The organism is Kitasatospora sp. Xyl93, assembly GCF_055383135.1.
Genome location: NZ_AP029185.1, coordinates 2,782,417 through 2,803,253, shown reverse-complemented (window position 1 = coordinate 2,803,253; position 20,837 = coordinate 2,782,417). Strand labels below are relative to the sequence as shown.

Here is a 20,837-nt window from a genome sequence, read left to right as displayed (position 1 = left end):
GCCACAGCCTGACAAGGAGCACAGCCATGCACATCCTCATGATCGAGTGCAACCCGAACGGGATCGCCGGTATCGCCAACGCCCTGGAGCTGGGGCACGACGTCACCCTGGTCTCGGTCGACCCCGACTTCTACCTCGGCGTCTCGCCGCTGACCGAGGCGGCCTACGCCCACCCGAACTGCCAGGTCGTCAAGAGCGAGCAGGCCTTCTCCATCGACGAGCTGATCGACCTCGCCCAGCAGCTGCACGCCGACAAGCCGATCCACGGCGTCACCACCTACAGCGAGTACCACACGGTGCACACCGCCGCCGTCGCCGAGGCGCTCGGCCTGCCGGGCATGAGCGTCGACGGTGCCCGCAACGCCCGCCACAAGCACCTCACCCGCACCGTCCTGGACGGCACCGGCGTCCGCCAGCCGCGCTTCGCGGTGGCCACCGACCCGGCCGAGGTGGAGGCCGCCGTCCGCGAGGTCGGCTTCCCCTGCGTGGCCAAGCCCTCCGACGGCACCGCCAGCCTCCACGTGCTGCACCTCAAGGACGAGTCGGACCTGCGCGACTACCTCGCCGAGCTCGCCCAGGTCGCCGACTACGGCCGCGGCGTCGTGCGCATCCCGGAGATCGTCATCGAGGAGTTCGTCCCCGGCGAGCTGATCTCCGTCGAGTCCTGCGTGCTCGCCGGGGGAGAGGTGGTCAACCTCGGCCTGACCGACCGGTCGCTCAGCGGGTTCCCGTACTTCATCGAGATGGGCCTCACCTACTTCAGCGGCCACCCGCTCCAGGACGAGCTGTTCGCCGCCACCACCGCCGTGCTGAACGGCCTCGGCGTGGACTTCGGCTTCATCCACACCGAGTGGCTGCTCGGCCCGGACGGCCCGGTGCTGTGCGAGGTCAACGGCCGCCTGGCCGGCGGGATCGTGCCGACCCTGATGGAGATCAGCTCCGGCGTGGACCCGTACCTGGAGGTGATCCGCCTGGCCCTGGGCGAGCGTCCCGAGCTGGCCTTCCCGCGCGAGACCACCGCCAGCGGCCACTGGTTCGGCTCCCCGGTCGCCGGGACGGTCGAGTCCATCGGGTTCGACGCCCTCACCGACCTGCCCGGCTTCCACAGCGCCCTCGGGTACAAGAAGCCCGGCACGGCCATCAACCGGCTCTCCCGCAGCAACTTCGACTGGATCGGCCACGTCATCTTCACCGGCGGGGACCGGGACGAGGCCGCCAAGCGCTGCCAGGACGGCCTGGACCGCATCGACCTGCGCCTGTCGGTCGAGGTGGCCCGGTGAGCGCGGCCACCCCCGAGCAGCGGCGGCCCGCCGTGCTGTCGGGCGTGGCCGTCCCCGCCCTGGACGCCGAGGCGCTGTTCGACGTGACGGTGGAGGACGGGGTCTTCACCCGGATCGAGCCCTCGGGCACCCGCCGCGGCGACGAGCCGGAGCTGTGGCCCGGCTACACCGAGACCCACGCCCACATCGCGCTGCCCGCCAACTTCGACGACACCGCCGAGGACCCGCGGATCATCGCCCTCCAGTACCTCTACCACGGCGTCACCCACGTGGTGGACATGTTCGGCTTCCCGATGGTGGCCGACGCCTGGGAGGCCGGCCGGGCCGAGTCGGCCCTGCCGTACCCCGAACTGGTCCACTGCGGCTACGCGGTGACGGCGATGACCAACGCGGCCGGCCTCTCCGGCCACGGCGTGGAGTTCCCGACCCCGGTGTACATGCTCGCGGTCGAGGCCGACCTCGACCAGGCGCTGCGCAACAACGCCGAGCGCGGCGCGACCTTCCTCAAGGTCATGTTCACCGACGGCACCGAGCAGCCCGGCTCCCGGGTGCGCTTCTCCCGCCTCTCCGAGCGGGTGCTGCGGTTCACCGCGCGGATCGCCGCCGAGCGCGGCATCACCGCGGTGATCGACTGCAACACCCTGGAGGAGACCCGCTGGGCCTACGACTGCGGCTTCCGGCTCTTCGCCCACACGGTCCGGGACCGCACCCTCGGCGACGCCGAGTGGAAGGACCTCGCGGGCGCCCGGTTCGTCTCCACCCTGTCCGGCCTGCGCCCGATGGTCATGACCGCCGACGACTTCCTCGCCGAGTACGGCCGCGAGGGCTTCGCCGAGACCCAGGACGTCCGCAACCTGGACGCCGTCCGCGGCCTGGAGCAGCCGTACGGGATCACCTACGGCCTCCAGGAGACCCGCACCGGCGCCCTGGGCGACATGCGCCGCAACGCCCTGGCCGCGCTGCGCGAGGGCAACCTGCTGGTCGGCACCGACTCGGGCAACACCGGTGCGTACCACGGCTACTCGCTGCTCGGCGAGCTCGACCTGCTGCGCGGGGACGACCCCTCGCTCGCCACGGCGCTGCGCCACCAGGCCACCGTCGGCGGCCGGCGCTACTTCGACGAGCTGCGCGGCGAGTCCGGCGCCGCCCACCCGATCAGTGTCGGGGCGCCGGCCACCTACAACCTGCACGCCCCCGGCCGGCCGCTCTCGGCGCTGCCCACCGCCACCGTCGTGCGGGGCACGCCGGTCGACCGCCCGGCGGTCGCCCGGACCGTCGCCGCGCTCCGCGCCGCGGCCGGGACGACGACGGACGAGACGAAGGAGAGGGCCGCACTGTGACCGTCGACCGCAGGCGGGCGCTGATCGGCGTCAACGCCGGCATCCTCCTCGCGAACACCGGCAGCTACATCTGGTTCCCCGTGCTGGTGGCCTCGCTCGGCGGGGTGGACAGCGGCTTCTGGGCCGGCGTCGTGATGGCCATGACGTACGTCGGGCGGCTGCTCGCCACCTTCTTCTACGAGGGCGTCGCGCTGCGCATCGGCATCCGCGGTGCGGTCTTCCTCGGCACCGCCCTGGAGGCGGTGGCGCTGGGCCTGATGGGCTTCGGCAGCGGGGTGTTCGTCTACGCCGTGCTCGCCTTCTTCATCGGCTTCGGCTCGGGCACCTCCTTCCCCGGCCTGAAGAACGTCCTGGCCTCCTATCCGGACGACGAGCGCCCCAAGGCCTTCTCGACCTTCCAGATGGCCGGCCAGGTGGGCGTGTTCGGCGGGGCCATGCTGGGCGCGGTGCTGGCCGACGTCGAGCTGAGCACCCTGTTCTCGGTGGTGTTCGCGATCTTCCTCGCGTTCTGCCTGGCGGCGTCGTCCTTCATCCCCCGGGACGGCTTCCAGGCGCCGGCGCCGGCGGAGCCCGCCGGGGCCGCCCGCGGGCCGCTGTTCTCCACGGCGGTGTTCAAGGGCATCGACATCCGCGGCGCCACCCGCTACTTCCTGCTGTCGTCGGTGTTCTGGTTCCTGTCGATCGGCTTCATCGTCGGCATCCCGCTGCACATGGAGCGGTACGTGCCGCAGTGGGCGCCCTCCGCGCCGTTCTGGATCACCGGGCTGAGCATCCTGGTGCTCCAGTACCCGGTGTTCAAGTTCCTGATCGGCCGGCTCGACCCGGCCGTGGTGATGGCGATCGGCCTCACCGGCATGACGGTGGCGTTCACCGCCCTCGGGGCCGGGCGCGGCGCCGCCTGGGTGGTGGTCGGGGCGCTGACGGTGGTCCTGGGCGAGATCCTCTTCGTGCCGTCCTTCGACATGTGGATCGCTCGCAAGGTCCCCGAGCGTCAACTCGCCAAGGCGATGGGGGCGATGCACTTCTTCCGCAGCGCCGGGAACATGGCAGGCTCGGTGCTCGCGGGTGTGCTGTTCGACCTGTCGCGCTCCGCCGGGGTGCCGGGCGCCAACTGGTACGTGGACGCGGTGGTCGCCGTCGGCTGCGCGGTGGCCTGCCTGGTGGGCCGGAAGGAGGGCGGCGCGGCCGAGGCGGCCCGGAAGGCGCAGGACGACTCGTCCGACGCCGTGGGCGCCGCGTCCGCCTGACAGAACCCGAGCGGTCGCGCGTCGCGGCCGCGGACGGAACGAGAGAGAAAGAGACAGGAAAGAGCAGATGGCTGACATTTGCGTCATCGGGGGGACCCGCTACTTCGGCAAGCTGCTGGTGCGCCGGCTGCTGGCGGCGGGCCACCGGGTCACCCTGATCACCCGCGGCCGGACCCCGGACCCGTTCGGGGACTCGGTCCGACGGCTGCGCGCGGACGTCAACCGCCCCGGCGAGCTGGCCGAGGCGGTGGCCGGGGAGCGGTTCGACGCCGTGGTGCACCAGATGTGCTACACCCCCAACGCCGCGGTGGAGGCCTGCGAGGCCTTCGGGGACCGGGCCGGGAAGCTGGTGCTGACCAGCACCATAGAGGTCTACAACAAGGACACCTTCCGCGGGCCGGTGGCGGCACCGGAGTTCGGGCCGCTCGCCCGCGAGGAGGAGCTCGACCCGGCCGGGTACCCGTACGACCTGACCCTGCCCTGGCAGGACGACGACTACCTGGAGGCCAACTACGGCGAGGGCAAGCGCCAGGCCGAGGCCGCGGTGACCGACCGGGCCCGGGTGCCGGTGGTGCTGGCCCGGGTGGCCCACGTGCTGGCCGAGGAGGGCGACTTCACCGGCCGCTACCGCTTCCACGTCGACCGGGTCCGGGACGGGCGGCCCGTGGTGGCCCACGCCCGGCCGGGCCGCACCTCGCTGGTGCGGGCCGAGGACGCGGCCGGCTTCCTCGCCTGGGCGGCCGTGAACGAGGTGACCGGCGCGGTCAACGTGGCCTCCCCGGACACCGCCGACGTCTACGATGTCGTTGCCTCGGTGGAGGGGGCGACCGGGCTGAAGGCCCAGGTGATCGAGAAGGAGGACCCGGCGGGCGATCCCGACCTGTCCCCGTTCTCCTGCCCGGCCGACTTCGCGATGTCGGCCGACCGGGCCGCCTCGCTCGGCTACCGGTTCACCCCCATCGCCGAGTGGCTGCCCGAGCTCGGCCGGGCCGCGGCCGCCGAGACCGATCCCACCACCGCCAAGGAGCAGTGATGTTCGACCTCATCGTCATCGTCAGGGTCACCGAGCCGGACGGCGTCCCGGCGGTCGCCGACGCCCTGGCCCGGATGCGGCCGCTGTGCCTCGCCGAGGACGGCTGCGTCAGCTGGGAGGCGTACCACTCGCAGGACGACCCGGGCCGCTTCGTCCTGGTCGAGCGCTGGGCGACCCGGGAGGCCTGGGAGGCGCACGACGGTGGCGACGCGATCCAGAAGGTCTACATCCCGGACATCCTGCCGCGGGTCGAGCGCGAGGTGCACCCCAGCGTCCCGGTGTCCGCGTTCGCCGGCTGAGCGCCCCGCGCCGCGGACGGCGCGGGCCCCGACCTCTCCCCGGGTTCCGGGAGCGGTCGGGGCCCGCGGCCTGTCGGCGCAACGCCCGTACGGCAGGAGGCCGTTGCGGCGCGGCGCAACGGCCTCCTGCGGCCCGTCAGGACCGGTCGCAGGCCTGCGCCCGCAGCGCGCGGGCCAGGTCGTCCCGGCGCTCCAGCACCAGGCGGCGCAGCGCCGGCGCGGCCTGCGGGTGCCCCGCGAGCCAGGCGTCGGCCTCGGCCAGGGTCTGCCCGTCGGTCTGGGCGATCGGGAAGAAGCCGCCGACGATCCGCATCGCGATCTCGATGCTCCGCTCGGCCCAGACCCGCTCCAGCAGCTTGAAGTACGGCGCCGCGTAGAGGGCGGCCAGATCGCGCTGGGCCGGGATCGAGAAGCCGGCGGTGTTGGCCTCGACCAGGGCGCTCGGCAGCTCGTCCGAGTCGATCACGGCCGACCAGGCGGCGGCCTTGGCCTCCGCGGTGGGCCGGGCGGCCAGGCACTGGGTGTGGTGCCGCTTGCCGCTCGCGGTGTTGTCCGCGGCCAGCTCGGCGGCCAGCTCCTCGTCGGTGGCCTGGCCGGCCGCGGCCAGCGCCAGCCACAGCGACCAGCGCAGGTCCTGGTCGACCTCCAGGCCGTCGATCCGGGCGCTGCCGGCCAGCAGGCCGCGGACCAGGCCGAGGTGCTCGGCGCCGCCCGCGGTCTGGGCGAGGAAGCGGGCCCAGGCCAGCTGGTGGTCGCTGCCGGGGACGGCGCCGCGCAGTTCGTGCAGGGCGCCGTCGGCGAGCAGCCGGCCGCCCTCGGCGCGCCAGGCCGGGTCGGCGTACAGGTCGACGGCGGTCTTGGCCTGGGCGTGCAGCGACTGGAGCACGCCGATGTTGCCCTCCTGGCCGGCGAACCGCAGCACCAGGGCGACGTAGTCGCGGGCCGGCATCAGGCCGTCCCGGGTGAGGTTCCAGACCGCGGACCAGGTCAGCGCCCGGGCCAGCTCGTCGCGGATGTCGCCGAGGCCGGCGCGCAGGTTCTCCAGCGACTCCTCGTCGAAGCGGATCTTGCAGTAGGTCAGGTCGTCGTCGTTGAGCAGCACCAGCGCCGGGCGGGGCAGGCCGGCCGCCTCGGCGACGACCGTCCGGGCGCCGGTGACGTCCAGTTCGATCCGCCCGGTGCGCACCAGGGCGCCGTCGGCGTCCCGGTCGTACAGGCCGACCGCGATCCGGTGCGGGCGCAGCACGTCGCCGTCCTGGAGCACGGCCAGCTCGGTGATCCGGCCCTCGGCGTCGGTGGTGACCTGCGGGGTGAGCGCGTTGACCCCGGAGGTCTGGAGCCAGGCGGCGGCCCAGGACTTGAGGTCGCGGCCGCTGGTCTCCTCCAGCACCTCCAGCAGGTCGCCCAGCTCGGTGTTGCCGAAGGCGTGGCGCTTGAAGTAGCGGCGGGCGCCCTCGAAGAAGGCCTCCGAACCGACGTACGCCACCAGCTGCTTGAGGACGGAGGCGCCCTTGGCGTAGGTGATGCCGTCGAAGTTGAGCTTGGCGTCCTCGAGGTCCCGGATGTCCGCGGTGATCGGGTGGGTGGTGGGGAACTGGTCCTGCCGGTAGGCCCAGGCCTTGCGCTGGTTGGCGAAGGTGACCCAGGCCGAGGAGTAGCGGGTGCGGGCGCCGATCAGGCCGTAGGAGCCCATGAAGTCGGCGAAGGACTCCTTCAGCCACAGGTCGTCCCACCAGCGCATGGTGACCAGGTCGCCGAACCACATGTGCGCCATCTCGTGCAGGATGACGTTGGCCCGGGCCTCGTAGGCGGCGTCGGTGACCTTCGAGCGGAAGACGTACTCCTCGCGGAAGGTGACGCAGCCGGGGTTCTCCATCGCGCCGATGTTGTACTCGGGGACGAAGGCCTGGTCGTACTTGCCGAAGGGGTACGGGTAGTCGAACTCCTCGTGGAAGAAGTCGAGTCCGAGCTTGGTGACGCCGAGGATCTCGTCCGCGTCGAAGTACGGGGCCAGCGACCTGCGGCACATCGCGGAGAGCGGGATCTCCAGCGCGGTGCCGTCGGCCAGCTCGCGGCGGTAGTGGTCGCGGGCGACGTGGTACGGGCCGGCGACGACGGCGGTGAGGTAGGTGGAGATCGGCCTGGTCGGCGCGAACTCCCAGGTGCGGGCCCCGCCGTCGGCGGCGACGGTCTCGTGCGGGGCGTTGGACCACACGTCCCAGGCGGCCGGGGCGGTCACGGTGAAGGTGAACGGGGCCTTCAGGTCGGGCTGCTCGAAGTTCGCGAACACCCGGCGGGCGTCGGCCGGCTCGTAGTGGGTGTAGAGGTAGGTCTCGCCGTCCACCGGGTCGACGAAGCGGTGCAGGCCCTCGCCGGTGCGGCTGTAGGCGCAGTCCGCCTCGACGGTCAGCACGTTCTCGGCGGCCAGGCCGTCGACGTGCACCCGGGCGCCGTCGTAGGCGGTGGCCGGGTCGAGGGCGCGGCCGTTGAGGGTGACCGAGCGGACGGCGGGGGCGAGCAGGTCCAGGAAGGTGTCCGCACCGGGCCGGGAGCAGCGGAACGTGACGGTGGTGGTGGAGCGGAAGGTGCCGGCCGCCTGGTCCGGGGCCGAGGTCACGTCCAGCCGGACCTGGTAGCCGTCCACGGCCAGGATGCTGGCCCGCTGCTGCGCCTCGTCGCGGCTGAGGTTCTTGCCAGGCACGGCGGTACTCCTTTGTCCGGCTCGCACGGTGGTGCGCCTGTGGGTGGTGCGGTCTCGGCGCGGGGGTGTGCTCCGCGCGCGGGGTCATCCTTTCACGGCCCGTACGGTCGGTACCATTGCACAGACCGCCGCGTCCGCTCCGGAATCAGCGGCGCCGGGCGGGTGTTGGCGTGCCGGGGACGGAACCCCTCCCCGCCACGGACAGCCTCGCGAAGGACACCCGCAGTGACGACAGCCGCTGAGCGCAAGACCGCCGACTTCTGGTTCGACCCCGCCTGCCCGTGGGCGTGGATGACGTCCCGCTGGCTGATCGAGGTCCAGCAGCTGCGCCCGGTCGACGTGCGCTGGCACGTGATGAGCCTGTCGGTGCTCAACGAGCACCGGGACCTCCCGCAGGACTACCGGGACTTCCTGGAGAAGGCCTGGGGCGCGGTGCGGGTCTGCGTCGCCGCCGCCGAGCAGTTCGGGCCGGAGGTGCTGGGCCGGCTCTACACCGAGCTGGGCGTGCGCTTCCACAACCAGGGCCTGCCGCAGAACCGGGAGACCGTCACGGCCGCCCTGCTGGCCGCGGGCCTGCCCGCCGAGCTGGCCGACGCGGCCGGCACGGACGCGTACGACGAGGCCCTGCGCGCCTCGCACAAGGAGGGCATCACCCTGGTCGGCGAGGACGTCGGCACCCCGGTGATCGCGGTCGAGGGCGCGGACGGCGAGCGGGTGGCCTTCTTCGGCCCGGTGGTCACCCCGGCCCCGAAGGGCGAGGCCGCGGCCCGGCTGTGGGACGGCACCCTGCTGGTCGCCTCCACCCCGGGCTTCTACGAGATCAAGCGCACCCGCACGGCCGGCCCCTCCTTCGAGTAGCCCCGCAGACGCGGCAGGGCCCGGTACCGCACCGGTACCGGGCCCTCGCCGTGCCTGCGACCGGAGGGTCAGCGCAGCGCGGCGGCGTCCCGGCGCTGCTTGAGCAGCCCGGCGGCGGTGAGCACCGCGACCAGCACGCCGGCCGCGTACAGCTGCTCGCGGTTGCCCTCGGTGGTGGTCATCAGGGCGAGGATGCCGGCCACCGCGGCCATCGCGATCCAGGTCAGGTACGGGAACCCCCACATCTTCACGGTGAGCAGCTCGGGAGCCTCGCGCTCCAGCCGGCGGCGCATCCGCAGCTGGACGACGCAGATGAACAGCCAGACCACCAGGATCGCCACGCCGGTGGTGTTCATCAGCCAGGTGAACACGGTCTCCGGCCAGAACTTGGCGGCCAGCACGGCGCCGAAGCCGAACAGACAGGACATCAGCACGGCTCTGCGCGGCACCCCGCCGCTGACCTTGGCCAGCGCCTTGGGGCCCTGGCCGCGGCCGACCAGCGAGTACGCCATCCGGGAGGCGCCGTAGATGTTGGCGTTCATCGCGGACAGCAGCGCGACCAGCACCACCACCTGCATGATCGTTCCGGCGGCGGGCACCCCGAGGTGGCTCAGCACGGTGACGTACGGGCCGTCGGAGACGACCGCCGGGTCCTTCCAGGAGACCAGGGTGACCACCAGGGCCATCGAGCCGATGTAGAAGATCGCGATCCGCCACACCGCGGTGCGCACGGCGTTGGCGACGTTCTTCTGGGGGTCGTCGGACTCGGCGGCGGCGATGGTCACGGTCTCCAGACCGCCGTACGCGAAGACCGAGGCGAGCAGGCCGATGATCAGCCCGTCGACGCCGTTGGGCAGGAAGCCGCCCTGGCCGGTGAGGTTCGCGGTGCCGGGGGCGCCGGGGCCGAGCACGCCGGCGATGCCGAGCCCGCCGAGGACCAGGAAGGTGATGATCGCGGCGACCTTGATCGCGGCGAACCAGAACTCGAACTCGCCGAAGTTCTTCACCGCGGTGAGGTTGCTGGCGCAGAAGAAGACCATGAACAGGCCGACCCAGACCCAGGCGGAGACGCCGGGTATCCAGCCGTTGACGATCTTCCCGGCGGCGGTGGCCTCGGCGGCGACGCCGCAGCAGAGCATCACCCAGTACATCCAGCCGGCCGTGATCCCGGCCCAGGGGCCGATCTCCTTCTCGGCGTGCACCGAGAACGATCCGGAGGCGGGACGGGCGGCGGACATCTCACCGAGCATCCGCATGATCAGCATGACCAGGAGGCCGGAGAGCGCGAACGCCAGGATGATCGCCGGGCCGGCGGCCGCGATTCCGGCGCCGGAGCCGACGAAGAGGCCGGCGCCGATCACGCCGCCGAGGGCGATCATGGACAGGTGGCGCTGCTTCAGCCCGTGGGAGAGCTGCTGGCCACCCGGCGCCGGGCCCGCGGCCGGCTGGGTGCCGTCGGGAGTCCCGGTCGCCGGTGGGGCGGAAGTGGGGGCCATAGGGGTGGTTCCAGACTGTGCGGTATGCGACATGAGCTGTCCAATATCCGGCGGCACCGCTGTCCATGCCAAGAATGTTCGAATCGGGCCCACGATGCGGACCACGCCGAAACCTACCGTGATCATGCTGTGACCAGGAGTCGTTCCGGTTCGGTTCCGACAATGCCCGAGGGTAGGGGTTTGTCCGAAACCGTGCCGTTCGGCCAGTGGATCACCGCGTAGGTTCACAGGTGTTCACTCACCTGGACTCTCACGGAGGAGCCCCGATGGCCACTGCCACCACCTCGATACCGCGCCGCGCCGTCCTCGCCGACCTGCTGCCCGCCGCCTCCACCCGCCTCGGCACCCAGGTCCGCGACCTGGCCCTGGTGGCCGGCGGCGCCGCGCTGACCGGCGTGGCCGCGCAGCTGTCGGTGAACGTCCCCGGCTCGCCGGTGCCGGTCACCGGCCAGACCTTCGCCGCCCTGCTGGTCGGCACCGCGCTCGGCGCCCGCCGCGGCGCCGCCTCGCTCGCGCTGTACCTGCTGGCCGGCATGGCGGGCACGCCCTGGTTCGCCGAGGGCACCTCGGGCTGGGCGGCGCCCTCCTTCGGCTACGTGCTGGGCTTCGTCCTCGCCGCCGCCGTGACCGGCGCGTTGGCCCGCCGCGGCGCCGACCGCAGGCCGGTCGACACCGCCGTCGCCATGGTCCTCGGCAGCCTCGCCGTCTACGCGGTCGGCGTCCCGTACCTGGCCGTGTCGCTGCACGTGTCGCTCGCCCGCGCCGCCGAGCTAGGCCTCTACCCGTACCTGGTCGGCGACGCCCTCAAGGCCGCCTTCGCCGCCGGCGCCCTGCCGCTGGTCTGGAAGCTGCTCGGCCGGCGCTGACCCGCCCGACGCCGACCCGCCGGCCGGCCCTTCCCGGCCGGCCCGCCCCGGCGGCGCCCCCGTTGTCGGGCCCGGGCGCACGCGCATGCCACACTCATGGCATGCGCGTGTACCTGGGCTCCGACCATGCCGGATACGAACTGAAGAACCACCTCGTGGAGTGGCTCAAGGAGGCCGGCCACGAGCCGGTCGACTGCGGGCCGCACATCTACGACGCCGAGGACGACTACCCGCCGTTCTGCCTGCGCGCCGCCGAGCGCACCGCCGCCGACGAGGACGCCCTGGGCATCGTGATCGGCGGCTCGGGCAACGGCGAGGCGATCGCCGCCAACAAGGTCAAGGGCGTCCGGGCCGCGCTGGCCTGGAGCGCGCAGACCGCCGAGCTCGGCCGTCAGCACAACAACGCCAACGTGATCTCCATCGGCGGCCGCATGCACTCGCTGGAGGAGGCCACCCGGTTCGTCGAGGTCTTCCTCGCCACCCCGTACAGCGGCGAGCCCCGGCACACCCGCCGGATCGAGATGCTGAGCGAGTACGAGACCACCGGCGAGCTCCCGCCGATCCCGGCCCACCACCCGCAGGGCTGATCCCGCCACCCACCCTTCCCGACGGCCGGCCGCACGCTCCGTGCGACCGGCCGCCGCCGTCCCGGGAGCGCCCGCAGGCCGCGCGACGCGCCGGAGCCGCCCCGCTCCACCTGTGGGATCGGCCACAGGCCCCGGCGCGCGGACACCCCCGCACGCGCGGCGCACACGCCGTCCGCACGGTTCGTACGCCCAATCCGCGCACGCCTCCTGACGGCACGCCCGCAACCGTCCCGATCGGCCGAAACCCGCTGGACACCCCGCGCTCCGGCGTCCGTGCCCGCCCCCGGCCCGTCGACGCCGGGCGGTACCCGTGGATAGGGTCGGACCCCATGGCTGGCAGAGCGCCGGGCACACCGCCCCACACGACTGCGACGAGGCCCGGCGCCGCCCCGGCGTCCGAGTCCGTGACGGCCCGGTTGCGCAAGAGGCTCCGCCGGGTCCGCCGAAGGCTGCGCACGGCCGGTGTGGACTACTTCCGCGGCGGCGCCGCCGACTGGCCGGTGCTCTGCGCGCTCGCCCTGCTCGTCCCGCTGCTGATCCTGTTCAACATCTGGATGCCCGACTGGGCCCCGCCCACCTCCCTGGTCCTGCCGATCCTGGCCGGCGCCCTGCTGCTGCGCCCCGGCAGCCTGGTGGTGCTCTACGCGCTGGCCGCGCTCGGGCTCTCCGCCGAGTCCGTGATCCACACCGGCCAGCGGGTCGCCAGCGACAACCCCGAGGCCTACGTCTACGGCGTGACCCCGGGTGCCGCCCTGGTGGTCGGCGCCGCCGGGGTGGGCGGCCTGCTGCTCGCCCAGTTCCGGGCCCGGGTCGGCGTGCCCTGGTGGGGCGGCTCCACCATGCTGTTCGACCTGCGCGAGCGGCTGCGGGTGCAGAGCCGGGTGCCCGAACTGCCGGACGGCTGGCACGCGGACATGGCGCTGCGCCCGGCCGGCGGCCAGTCCTTCTCCGGGGACTTCGTGGTCGCCGCCCGCACCGGCCCCGGCCAGCGGCTGCTGGAGGTCGTCCTGGCGGACGTCTCCGGCAAGGGCATGGACGCCGGCTCCCGCGCGCTGCTGCTCTCCGGCGCCTTCGGCGGCCTGGTCGGCTCGCTGCCCGCGCACGACTTCCTGCCCGCCGCCAACGGCTACCTGCTGCGCCAGTCCTGGGAGGAGGGCTTCGCCACCGCCGTCCACCTGGTGCTGGACCTGGACACCGGCGAGTACGAGCTGCTCTCGGCCGGGCACCTGCCGGGCATGCAGCGGCTGGCCGGGGAGGGGCGCTGGGAGGTCAAGCAGGCCGAGGGCCCGCTGCTCGGGATCTACGACGGCGCCAAGTTCGAGGGCGTGCGCGGCCGGCTGAACCGGGGCGACGTCCTGATGCTGTGCACCGACGGCATGGTCGAGGCGCCGGGCCGGGACCTAGGGGAGGGCATGGACCGGCTGATGGGGGAGGCGGACCGGCTGGTGCCCGGCGGCGGCCCGGGGACCGGCACGGGCGCCGCGGGCGCGCTGATCGAGACGGTCGCCCGGGACATCAACGACGACCGCGCCGTGCTGCTGCTCTGGCGCGACTGACACCGGGTCCGGGGCACATGCCGAGGGCAGCGGCAGCTGTCAAGCCTGGCAGCTGATCTTCAGCCAAATCGGACGCCCCGTCGACTGACCGGACCAGCGGCTTCCGTTCCCCGCCCCCGGTCGTCTTCCGGCCGCTCAGCACGGCCCCGCCGACGATTCGTCAGGACCGCTCCGCTATCGTCCCGGTCGGCGGAAACTCGTCTCGCATCGCAGGATATCGGCGTTGGGCCGACTGTCAGACCTTTACGCAATCGGCACGGTCGACCACACTGAGTCCGGGCGGGACTGTTCAGGATTCGGGGGATGGGGGGCGGCACGTGCGGCACGACAGGCAGCGGGCGACCGTGGGCTCCCTCACCGGCGGTGTGCCGGACGGTCCGCGATTCCGCCTCGGGACCGTCGGACAGGCCGGGGTCCGGCTTTCGCAGGTGCCGCCGGGCGGTGGCACCCCGCTATGAAAACGAGGAAGTGAGTCCGGGTGGCACTCTCCGTCTCCGCTCTGGTCCTGTTCGCGATCCTGTGCATCATCTTCATCCGCAACAAGCAGATGAAGATCCCGCACGCGATCGTCGCCGCCCTCTTCGGCTTCATGCTGCACGAGACCACCGTCGCGACCTCGATCAACTCCCTGCTGGCCAACCTCGCGCACAGCATCTCCAGCATCACCGGCGGCTGACCGGGGCGGGGCGGCCGGGCGGGTCACAGGCACCGGATCCCGAGCGCCTGGAGGCGAGCGGGCGGGTCACAGTCACCGGCCGGCCCGTCTGGCCTCCCGCCAGCGAGCGAGCAGTCCCCGGGGGCGAGCCGCCGCCGGGGCCGGGACACGTATCGGTGCGGGTGCCACGGCACCCGCCGGCGCGGCCTGCCCCGGTGCCGCCGGCTCGGCCGTCAACAGGACGAACAGCCGCGCCCAGCACAGCCGTTCACCCCGCGGCCAGTCCAGCGCGCGCAGCGCCGCCGACGCCGCCTCCGAGACCTCGCCGTCCACCCGGACCTCGGCGACGTCGTCCCCCGCCTTCCCGCCCAGGAAGAGCTTGACGCCCACCGGCCCGGGCCCGGTCACCTCCGTGCGCAGCGCGGGCGACAGAGCCGGCAGCACCCGGTGCTCGGCCAGCCAGCGCGCCAGGTGCTCGTTGCCGAAGCCGAACACCGCGGCCGGCCCCTGCACCGCGTGCCAGCCCGGGAGTTCGGGCAGGTCCGGGTGGTCGGCGTGGACCCCGCGCCGCTCCGCGAGCTCGACCAGCACCGAGGCGGTGGTGGTCGCCCACAGCTTCACCGCGTTGGCGAGCTTCTCCTCCTCGGTCTGGCCGAGGCCGGGCGCGCAGTCCCACACCACCGGGGCGTCCGCCCGGCCCAGGTGCAGCACGAAGCCGAGGTCGACGTGCCCGGCGCCGTCGTCCCCGGGGTGCTCGCGGACCGCCACCGCGGTGGTGCCGGGGCCGCGGACCACCTCGCCGTCCAGGCGGAACACCTGGCCCAGTCGCGCCATCTCCCGGACCACACAGAGCTGAATGACGGCCAGTCGCTCCTGCGCACGCACCGGGACTCCTCCACCTCGGGAGCGCGGCGGCTGAGCTCGCGCTCGAACCGCGCTCGAACGCCGCCGAGGCTATCGGCCCGACAGCCCGCCGGGAAACCGTCCGGACGCCGCGGCCCTCCGGTCGCGGAAATGTCTTGAATGCCCCATTTTGGGCAGCGGAACCTGAAGGCCGTCCGCCCGGAGGACCCGCATGCCCCGCACCACCGCCCCGCCCCCGCCCGTCCTCCTCGCCCCCGGTCCGCCGTTCGGCCCCGCCGGCTCCGGGCTGGTCGCCGAGATCGAGGCCTACCTCGCCTCGCTGCCCGCCCCCGTGCGCACCCCGGTGCCGTACGTCTGCCTGTACGGCAGCACCACGAGGCCCTGGCAGGCCGGCCACCCCGAGCCCCGGGCCACCCTGCTGGACCGGGCGCTGGGCCGGCCGGCCCGCCCCGTCCCCGTCGGCGTGGCCGACCACCTCCGGCTCGCCTCCCGCTACATCGGGGCGCACGGCTGGCTCCAGGGCGCGATGTGGGACGAGGCCGGCCGGGTCTGCCTGCTCGGCGCCCAGGCCGCCGTGCTGGCGCACGGCTACGGCACCCCGGCCACCGTGCGCACCGCCCGGGTGCAACTGATGGAGGTGCTGCACGCCACCGGCCGCCCGGCGCGCTCCCCGGACGAGTACAACGACCGCCCGACCACCCGGGAGGGTGACGTCCACCAGCTGCTGGACCGCGCCGCCGCCCGGGCCGCCCGGCTCGGGCTCTGAGCGCGCGGGGCCCGGAAACGCCGACGGCCCCGGTGTGCTGGGCACACCGGGGCCGGACCGGAGAGCGGGCGACGAGAATCGAACTCGCGTGACTAGTTTGGAAGACTAGGGCTCTACCATTGAGCTACGCCCGCACGACCTTCCCAGCCGTCGCCGGCCGGAAGTTCGGGGGACAGCGTACCTGGTCCGGCCGCCCGAGTGCACACCGATTCGGACGGCGCACCGCGCACCGCACCCCGCACACCCCCCTTCCGCGCCCGCGCGGAACAAGTCGGCGAGCCGTCCAGGCCCGGCGTGTACGCTTCCTCTCGGCACCACGGGGTGTGGCGCAGTTTGGTAGCGCGTCCGCTTTGGGAGCGGAAGGCCGTCGGTTCGAATCCGGTCACCCCGACAGTGCGGCAGGGTCTCGCCCACCGGGGCGGGGCCCTGTTCTGTATCGGACCTGCACGGCGGCGGTACGGTGGCGCCTGGCGTCCGCCTTTCGTGGTACCGGTAGGATGGGGCGCTGGCGGTAGTCCCTGTGGCGTCAACCCAGGTCGACCGCACGAGGGCGAGGAGTCAAGCTCACCGTCCACCCCACGGGAGATGCAGCTCCAACCGCCCATCGCCCGTCTCGTCCGCCCCCCTTCCGGCTCCGGCCGGGTGACGGGGACGGGCGGAGACAACCCGACCGCAAGCCCATAGGAGACCTAACCGTGAAGAGCGCCGTCGAGACTCTGAACCCGACCCGGGTTCGACTCACCGTCGAGGTGCCCTTCGAGGAGCTCAAGCCCAGCCTCGACGCGGCGTACAAGAAGATCAACCAGCAGGTCTCGGTCCCGGGCTTCCGCAAGGGCAAGATCCCGAACCGGGTCATCGACCAGCGCTTCGGCCGTGGTGCCGTGCTGGAGGAGGCCGTCAACGACGCCCTGCCGCGCTTCTACACGCAGGCCGTCGACGAGGGCAAGATCGAGGTCCTCGGACAGCCCGACATCACCAACATCGAGGGTGTCGAGAAGATCGCCGACGGCGGCGACCTCAAGTTCACCGCCGAGGTGGACGTCCGTCCCGAGGTCACCCTGCCGGAGTTCTCCTCCATCGAGGTGACCGTCGACCCGATCGCCGTCTCCGACGAGGACGTCGAGAAGTCCCTGGAGCAGCTGCGCGAGCGCTTCTCCTCGGTCAAGGACGTCGAGCGCGCCGCCGCCGCCGGCGACATCGTGGTCGTGGACCTGGTCGCCAAGGTCGACGGTGAGGTGCCGGACGACGGCACCGCCACCGGCGTCAGCTACGAGATCGGCTCCGGCCGCCTCATCGACGGCATCGACGACGCCGTCGTCGGCCTGTCGGCCGGCGAGGAGAAGACCTTCGAGACCGAGCTCAAGGGTGGCACCCAGGCGGGCAAGACCTCCGAGGTCACCGTCACCGTCACCGCCGTCCAGGAGAAGGAGCTGCCCGAGCTGGACGACGAGTTCGCCCAGCTGGCCAGCGAGTTCGACACCCTGGAGGACCTGCGCGCCGACTCCCGCAAGCGCCTGGAGCGCATGAAGGAGTACGACCAGGCCACCCAGGCCCAGGAGAAGGTCCTGGACGCGCTGCTCGCCCTGGTTGAGATCGAGTACCCCGAGAAGCTCCTCAAGGACGAGGTCGAGACCCGCAAGCACAACGTGGAGCACCACCAGCTCCAGCCGATGGGCCTCACCATCGACGCCTACCTGGAGACCCAGGGCAAGACCCGCGAGGAGTGGGACGCGGAGATCGAGGAGCAGGCGAAGAAGGGCATCAAGACCCAGTTCGTCCTGGACCAGATCGTCGCCGACGAGGAGCTGGGTGTTAACCAGGAGGAGCTGACCGAGCACCTCATCCGCCGCGCCGCCGGCTCCGGCCTCACCCCGGACCAGTTCGCCCAGCAGGTCGTCCAGGGCGGCCAGGTTCCGCTGCTGGTCGGCGAGGTCGCCCGCGGCAAGGCGCTGGCCACCGTGGTCGAGGCCGCCAAGGTCGTCGACACCGAGGGCAACGAGATCAACTTCGACGACGAGGACGAGACGGGCGACACCGTCGAGGCCGTCGAGGCCGCCGCCGAGGAGAAGACCGAGGCCTGAGTGCCCCGGTAGCCCCTTCAGGCCGCATCGGGCCCGGACGCCGTACGGTGTCCGGGCCCGCTGTCGTCCCGTCCGCGGCCGCCGCGACCCTGCGCTCACAGCGAACAGTTCTGCGTGAGGGATTCTGCGGCCCGGCCTGCGCGTTAGGGTCCTTGGACAGCAACAATCACGACGTGATACCCGGAAGCTGTGCGCCCGGTGACGGCCGCGGAGCGACCGTCCAAATCGACTGAGCAGGTGGCTAAGTGACGTTCCCGCAGATGCAGATGCCTGGCCCGATGGTGCCGCACGCCGCCGCTGGTGACGTGCTCGGCGGCCTTGGCGACCAGGTCTACAACCGGCTGCTCAACGAGCGGATCATCTTCCTCGGCCAGGCGGTCGACGACGACATCGCCAACAAGATCACCGCGCAGCTGCTGCTGCTGGCCGCGGACCCGGACAAGGACATCTTCCTCTACATCAACTCCCCGGGCGGCTCGATCTCGGCCGGCATGGCGATCTACGACACCATGCAGTACATCAAGAACGACGTCGTCACCATCGCGATGGGCATGGCGGCCTCGATGGGCCAGTTCCTGCTGACCGCGGGCGCCCCGGGCAAGCGCTTCTCGCTGCCGAACTCCACCATCCTGATGCACCAGCCCTCCGCGGGCCTCGGCGGCTCCGCCACCGACATCCGGATCCAGGCCGAGCAGCTGCTCCGCACCAAGAAGCGGATGTCCGAGCTGATCGCCCACCACAGCGGCCAGTCCTTCGAGCAGATCACCGCGGACTCCGACCGCGACCGCTGGTTCACCCCGGAGGAGGCCCTGGAGTACGGCCTGATCGACGCGATCATGCACAGCGCCGCGGACGTCCCCGGCGGCGGCGGCACGGGCGCTGCCTGAGCCTCGGCCCGGCCCGCGAGACCCCAGCCCCAACGCCCCGGAGGACAAGGACCCCCATGAACATCCCCAGCCTGTCGGCCGCCAAGGCCCGCGTCGAGGACATGCGTGCCGAGGGCCGCTACATCGTCCCGCGCTTCGTCGAGCGCACCACGCAGGGCATCCGCGAGTACGACCCGTACGCCAAGCTGTTCGAGGAGCGCATCATCTTCCTCGGCTCGCAGGTCGACGACGTCTCGGCGAACGACATCATGGCGCAGCTGCTGTGCCTGGAGTCGATGGACCCGGACCGCGAGATCCAGATGTACATCAACTCGCCCGGCGGCTCGTTCACGGCCCTGACGGCCATCTACGACACCATGCAGTACGTGAAGCCGGACATCACCACGGTCTGCATGGGCCAGGCGGCCTCCGCCGCGGCCGTGCTGCTCGCCGCCGGCACCCCCGGCAAGCGGATGGCGCTGCCGAACGCCCGCATCCTGATCCACCAGCCGTACACCGAGACCGGCCGCGGCCAGGTGTCCGACCTGGAGATCCAGGCCAAGGAGATCTTCCGGATGCGCGAGCAGCTGGAGGAGATGCTCTCCAAGCACTCCAACAAGTCGCCGGAGCAGGTGCGCGACGACATCGAGCGCGACAAGATCCTCACCGCCGAGGAGGCCGTCGAGTACGGCCTGGTCGACCAGATCATCACCACCCGCAAGACCTCGCTGACCTCCTGAGGCCAGCTCCCTCCCGGCCCGACCGGGTCGGAGGGGCCCGTCGGGGCGGGGTGCGCACCCGGGTGCGCACCCCGCCCCGGCCCATCCGCGGGCCCGCGCGACGGCATCTGTTCGGTATCAATTCGCCCAGGGCGTAGGGCAGACCTGGCGAAGAGGCCGGAATCACGGGCCCGGCAGAGTACCGTCGGATAGCGAGACCGAGCGCCGTCGGCGTTGACGGTCCACAGCACCAGGCCCCGGAACCCCCGCGGGGCCCCTGGCGAAGGGGAAGCACCTCGTGGCACGCATCGGAGACGGTGGCGACCTGCTCAAGTGCTCGTTCTGCGGCAAGTCGCAGAAGCAGGTGAAGAAGCTGATCGCCGGCCCAGGCGTGTACATCTGCGACGAGTGCATCGACCTGTGCAACGAGATCATCGAGGAGGAACTCGCCGAGACCTCCGAGGTGCGCTTCGAGGAGCTCCCGAAGCCCCGCGAGATCTACGAGTTCCTGGACCAGTACGTGGTCGGCCAGGACCTCGCCAAGAAGGCGCTGTCGGTCGCCGTCTACAACCACTACAAGCGGGTCCAGGCCGGCGAGGCGGGCCGCAGCGGTGGCAACGGCCGCGAGGACGCCATCGAGCTGGCCAAGTCCAACATCCTGCTGCTGGGCCCGACCGGCTCCGGCAAGACGCTGCTGGCGCAGACCCTGGCCCGGATGCTGAACGTGCCGTTCGCGATCGCGGACGCCACCGCGCTGACCGAGGCCGGCTACGTCGGCGAGGACGTCGAGAACATCCTGCTCAAGCTGATCCAGGCGGCCGACTACGACGTCAAGAAGGCCGAGACCGGGATCATCTACATCGACGAGATCGACAAGGTCGCGCGCAAGAGCGAGAACCCGTCGATCACCCGGGACGTCTCCGGCGAGGGCGTGCAGCAGGCCCTGCTGAAGATCCTGGAGGGCACCACCGCCTCGGTGCCGCCGCAGGGCGGGCGCAAGCACCCGCACCAGGAGTTCATCCAGATCGACACCACCAACGTGCTGTTCATCGTCGGCGGCGCGTTCGCCGGCCTGGAGCGGATCATCGAGGGCCGCGCGGGTGCCAAGGGCATCGGCTTCGGCGCCAACATCCGCTCCAAGCGGGAGTCGGACGCCAGCGACCACTTCCGCCAGGTGATGCCCGAGGACCTGGTCAAGTTCGGCATGATCCCCGAGTTCATCGGCCGTCTGCCGGTGATCACCAGCGTGCACAACCTGGACCGCGAGGCGCTGCTCCAGATCCTCACCGAGCCGCGCAACGCGCTGGTGAAGCAGTACCGCAAGCTGTTCGAACTGGACGGCGTGGAGCTGGAGTTCTCCCGGGACGCGCTGGAGGCGATCGCCGACCAGGCGATCCTGCGCGGCACCGGCGCGCGCGGGCTGCGGGCCATCATGGAGGAGGTGCTGATGTCCGTGATGTACGAGGTCCCCTCGCGCCAGGACGTCGCCCGCGTGGTGGTCACCGGTGACGTGGTCTCCAAGCACGCCATCCCCACCCTGGTGCCGCGCGACATGATCAAGCGCGAGCGCCGGGAGAAGAGCGCCTGACCCGAGGCCTTCGGCACGCGAAGGGGCCCCGCACC

General features: G+C 72.3%; 18 protein-coding genes and 2 tRNA genes. 16 read left to right on the top strand and 4 right to left on the bottom strand.

Going from position 1 to position 20,837, the window contains the following annotated elements:
* The first annotated feature begins 26 nt into the window (after positions 1-26).
* From ACZ5GH_RS12375 to ACZ5GH_RS12355, 5 genes are all read left to right on the top strand, one after another.
* Entirely contained in the window at positions 27-1,280 is a 1,254-nt protein-coding gene (locus ACZ5GH_RS12375) for an ATP-grasp domain-containing protein (RefSeq protein ID WP_464334262.1), read from the top strand.
* The gene (locus tag ACZ5GH_RS12370) at positions 1,277-2,620 is read left to right on the top strand and encodes an amidohydrolase family protein (protein WP_464334261.1); all 1,344 of its coding nucleotides are present in this window, start codon (positions 1,277-1,279) and stop codon (positions 2,618-2,620) included. Before ACZ5GH_RS12375 ends, ACZ5GH_RS12370 begins: the two co-directional genes overlap by 4 nt.
* Positions 2,617-3,867 (top strand): MFS transporter, encoded by a 1,251-nt coding sequence (locus ACZ5GH_RS12365; protein ID WP_464334260.1) that lies wholly within the window; start codon positions 2,617-2,619, stop codon positions 3,865-3,867. Before ACZ5GH_RS12370 ends, ACZ5GH_RS12365 begins: the two co-directional genes overlap by 4 nt.
* Before the next feature lie 67 nt (positions 3,868-3,934).
* Positions 3,935-4,900: an NAD-dependent epimerase/dehydratase family protein gene (locus ACZ5GH_RS12360; RefSeq protein WP_387748164.1), complete on the top strand. Its 966-nt coding sequence runs from the start codon at positions 3,935-3,937 to the stop codon at positions 4,898-4,900.
* On the top strand, positions 4,900-5,199 hold the full coding sequence (locus ACZ5GH_RS12355) for a putative quinol monooxygenase (protein ID WP_387748166.1): 300 nt from the start codon (positions 4,900-4,902) through the stop codon (positions 5,197-5,199). The genes ACZ5GH_RS12360 and ACZ5GH_RS12355 overlap by 1 nt, the downstream gene beginning before the upstream one ends.
* Before the next feature lie 136 nt (positions 5,200-5,335).
* On the opposite strand, the gene pepN is transcribed toward ACZ5GH_RS12355, so the two are convergent.
* On the bottom strand, positions 5,336-7,900 hold the full coding sequence (pepN, locus tag ACZ5GH_RS12350; RefSeq protein WP_464334259.1) for an aminopeptidase N: 2,565 nt from the start codon (positions 7,898-7,900) through the stop codon (positions 5,336-5,338).
* 225 nt (positions 7,901-8,125) lie between these two features.
* Between pepN and ACZ5GH_RS12345 the strand changes: the two genes are divergently transcribed.
* Positions 8,126-8,758 carry a mycothiol-dependent nitroreductase Rv2466c family protein gene (locus ACZ5GH_RS12345; RefSeq protein WP_387748170.1) on the top strand — a complete coding sequence of 211 codons (633 nt, stop codon included), beginning with the start codon at positions 8,126-8,128 and terminating at the stop codon, positions 8,756-8,758.
* Positions 8,759-8,826: 68 nt separating this feature from the next.
* Here ACZ5GH_RS12345 and ACZ5GH_RS12340 read toward each other — a convergent pair whose 3' ends face one another.
* Positions 8,827-10,254, bottom strand: coding sequence for an amino acid permease (locus tag ACZ5GH_RS12340; protein ID WP_464334258.1), 1,428 nt, complete (start codon positions 10,252-10,254; stop codon positions 8,827-8,829).
* A gap of 266 nt (positions 10,255-10,520) precedes the next feature.
* Here ACZ5GH_RS12340 and ACZ5GH_RS12335 point away from each other — a divergent pair, with 266 nt between their 5' ends.
* The 4 genes from ACZ5GH_RS12335 to ACZ5GH_RS12320 all read left to right on the top strand — a co-directional run bounded on the left by ACZ5GH_RS12335 (position 10,521) and on the right by ACZ5GH_RS12320 (position 13,939).
* Positions 10,521-11,120 carry a biotin transporter BioY gene (locus tag ACZ5GH_RS12335; protein WP_387748174.1) on the top strand — a complete coding sequence of 200 codons (600 nt, stop codon included), beginning with the start codon at positions 10,521-10,523 and terminating at the stop codon, positions 11,118-11,120.
* Positions 11,121-11,221: 101 nt separating this feature from the next.
* Complete coding sequence (locus ACZ5GH_RS12330) at positions 11,222-11,707, top strand: ribose-5-phosphate isomerase (protein WP_387748176.1); 486 nt, start codon at positions 11,222-11,224, stop codon at positions 11,705-11,707.
* Between the two features lie 416 nt (positions 11,708-12,123).
* On the top strand, positions 12,124-13,263 hold the full coding sequence (locus ACZ5GH_RS12325) for a PP2C family protein-serine/threonine phosphatase (RefSeq protein WP_387748178.1): 1,140 nt from the start codon (positions 12,124-12,126) through the stop codon (positions 13,261-13,263).
* A gap of 478 nt (positions 13,264-13,741) precedes the next feature.
* Positions 13,742-13,939: a hypothetical protein gene (locus ACZ5GH_RS12320; protein ID WP_387748180.1), complete on the top strand. Its 198-nt coding sequence runs from the start codon at positions 13,742-13,744 to the stop codon at positions 13,937-13,939.
* Between the two features lie 72 nt (positions 13,940-14,011).
* On the opposite strand, the gene ACZ5GH_RS12315 is transcribed toward ACZ5GH_RS12320, so the two are convergent.
* Positions 14,012-14,803, bottom strand: a complete 792-nt coding sequence (locus ACZ5GH_RS12315) for a DUF6348 family protein (RefSeq protein WP_387748182.1) — start codon at positions 14,801-14,803, stop codon at positions 14,012-14,014.
* A 190-nt stretch (positions 14,804-14,993) separates the two neighbouring features.
* Between ACZ5GH_RS12315 and ACZ5GH_RS12310 the strand changes: the two genes are divergently transcribed.
* Entirely contained in the window at positions 14,994-15,548 is a 555-nt protein-coding gene (locus tag ACZ5GH_RS12310; protein WP_387748184.1) for a DUF6197 family protein, read from the top strand.
* A gap of 63 nt (positions 15,549-15,611) precedes the next feature.
* Here ACZ5GH_RS12310 and ACZ5GH_RS12305 read toward each other — a convergent pair.
* Positions 15,612-15,682, bottom strand: a tRNA-Gly gene (locus tag ACZ5GH_RS12305).
* A gap of 183 nt (positions 15,683-15,865) precedes the next feature.
* Between ACZ5GH_RS12305 and ACZ5GH_RS12300 the strand changes: the two genes are divergently transcribed.
* The 5 genes from ACZ5GH_RS12300 (at position 15,866) to clpX (ending at position 20,802) form a co-directional block, all read left to right on the top strand.
* Positions 15,866-15,939 (top strand) — tRNA-Pro (locus tag ACZ5GH_RS12300).
* 304 nt (positions 15,940-16,243) lie between these two features.
* Positions 16,244-17,629, top strand: a complete 1,386-nt coding sequence (tig, locus tag ACZ5GH_RS12295; RefSeq protein ID WP_387748186.1) for a trigger factor — start codon at positions 16,244-16,246, stop codon at positions 17,627-17,629.
* 260 nt (positions 17,630-17,889) lie between these two features.
* A complete protein-coding gene (locus ACZ5GH_RS12290; RefSeq protein ID WP_387749246.1) occupies positions 17,890-18,516 on the top strand; it encodes an ATP-dependent Clp protease proteolytic subunit in 627 nt (208 codons plus the stop codon).
* Between the two features lie 56 nt (positions 18,517-18,572).
* On the top strand, positions 18,573-19,235 hold the full coding sequence (locus ACZ5GH_RS12285; RefSeq protein WP_387748188.1) for an ATP-dependent Clp protease proteolytic subunit: 663 nt from the start codon (positions 18,573-18,575) through the stop codon (positions 19,233-19,235).
* 277 nt (positions 19,236-19,512) lie between these two features.
* Positions 19,513-20,802 carry an ATP-dependent Clp protease ATP-binding subunit ClpX gene (gene clpX, locus ACZ5GH_RS12280; RefSeq protein WP_045696864.1) on the top strand — a complete coding sequence of 430 codons (1,290 nt, stop codon included), beginning with the start codon at positions 19,513-19,515 and terminating at the stop codon, positions 20,800-20,802.
* The last annotated feature ends 35 nt before the right edge of the window (positions 20,803-20,837 follow it).

Bases quoted from the DNA above. Each gene is read 5' to 3' on its own strand.
- ACZ5GH_RS12330 (WP_387748176.1), top strand. From the start codon at position 11,222: ATGCGCGTGTACCTGGGCTCCGACCATGCCGGATACGAACTGAAGAAC.
- ACZ5GH_RS12285 (WP_387748188.1), top strand. From the start codon at position 18,573: ATGAACATCCCCAGCCTGTCGGCCGCCAAGGCCCGCGTCGAGGACATG.
- ACZ5GH_RS12335 (WP_387748174.1), top strand. From the start codon at position 10,521: ATGGCCACTGCCACCACCTCGATACCGCGCCGCGCCGTCCTCGCCGAC.
- ACZ5GH_RS12355 (WP_387748166.1), top strand. From the start codon at position 4,900: ATGTTCGACCTCATCGTCATCGTCAGGGTCACCGAGCCGGACGGCGTC.
- ACZ5GH_RS12340 (WP_464334258.1), bottom strand. From the start codon at position 10,254: ATGGCCCCCACTTCCGCCCCACCGGCGACCGGGACTCCCGACGGCACC.
- ACZ5GH_RS12360 (WP_387748164.1), top strand. From the start codon at position 3,935: ATGGCTGACATTTGCGTCATCGGGGGGACCCGCTACTTCGGCAAGCTG.
- ACZ5GH_RS12310 (WP_387748184.1), top strand. From the start codon at position 14,994: ATGCCCCGCACCACCGCCCCGCCCCCGCCCGTCCTCCTCGCCCCCGGT.
- ACZ5GH_RS12375 (WP_464334262.1), top strand. From the start codon at position 27: ATGCACATCCTCATGATCGAGTGCAACCCGAACGGGATCGCCGGTATC.
- ACZ5GH_RS12290 (WP_387749246.1), top strand. From the start codon at position 17,890: ATGCAGATGCCTGGCCCGATGGTGCCGCACGCCGCCGCTGGTGACGTG.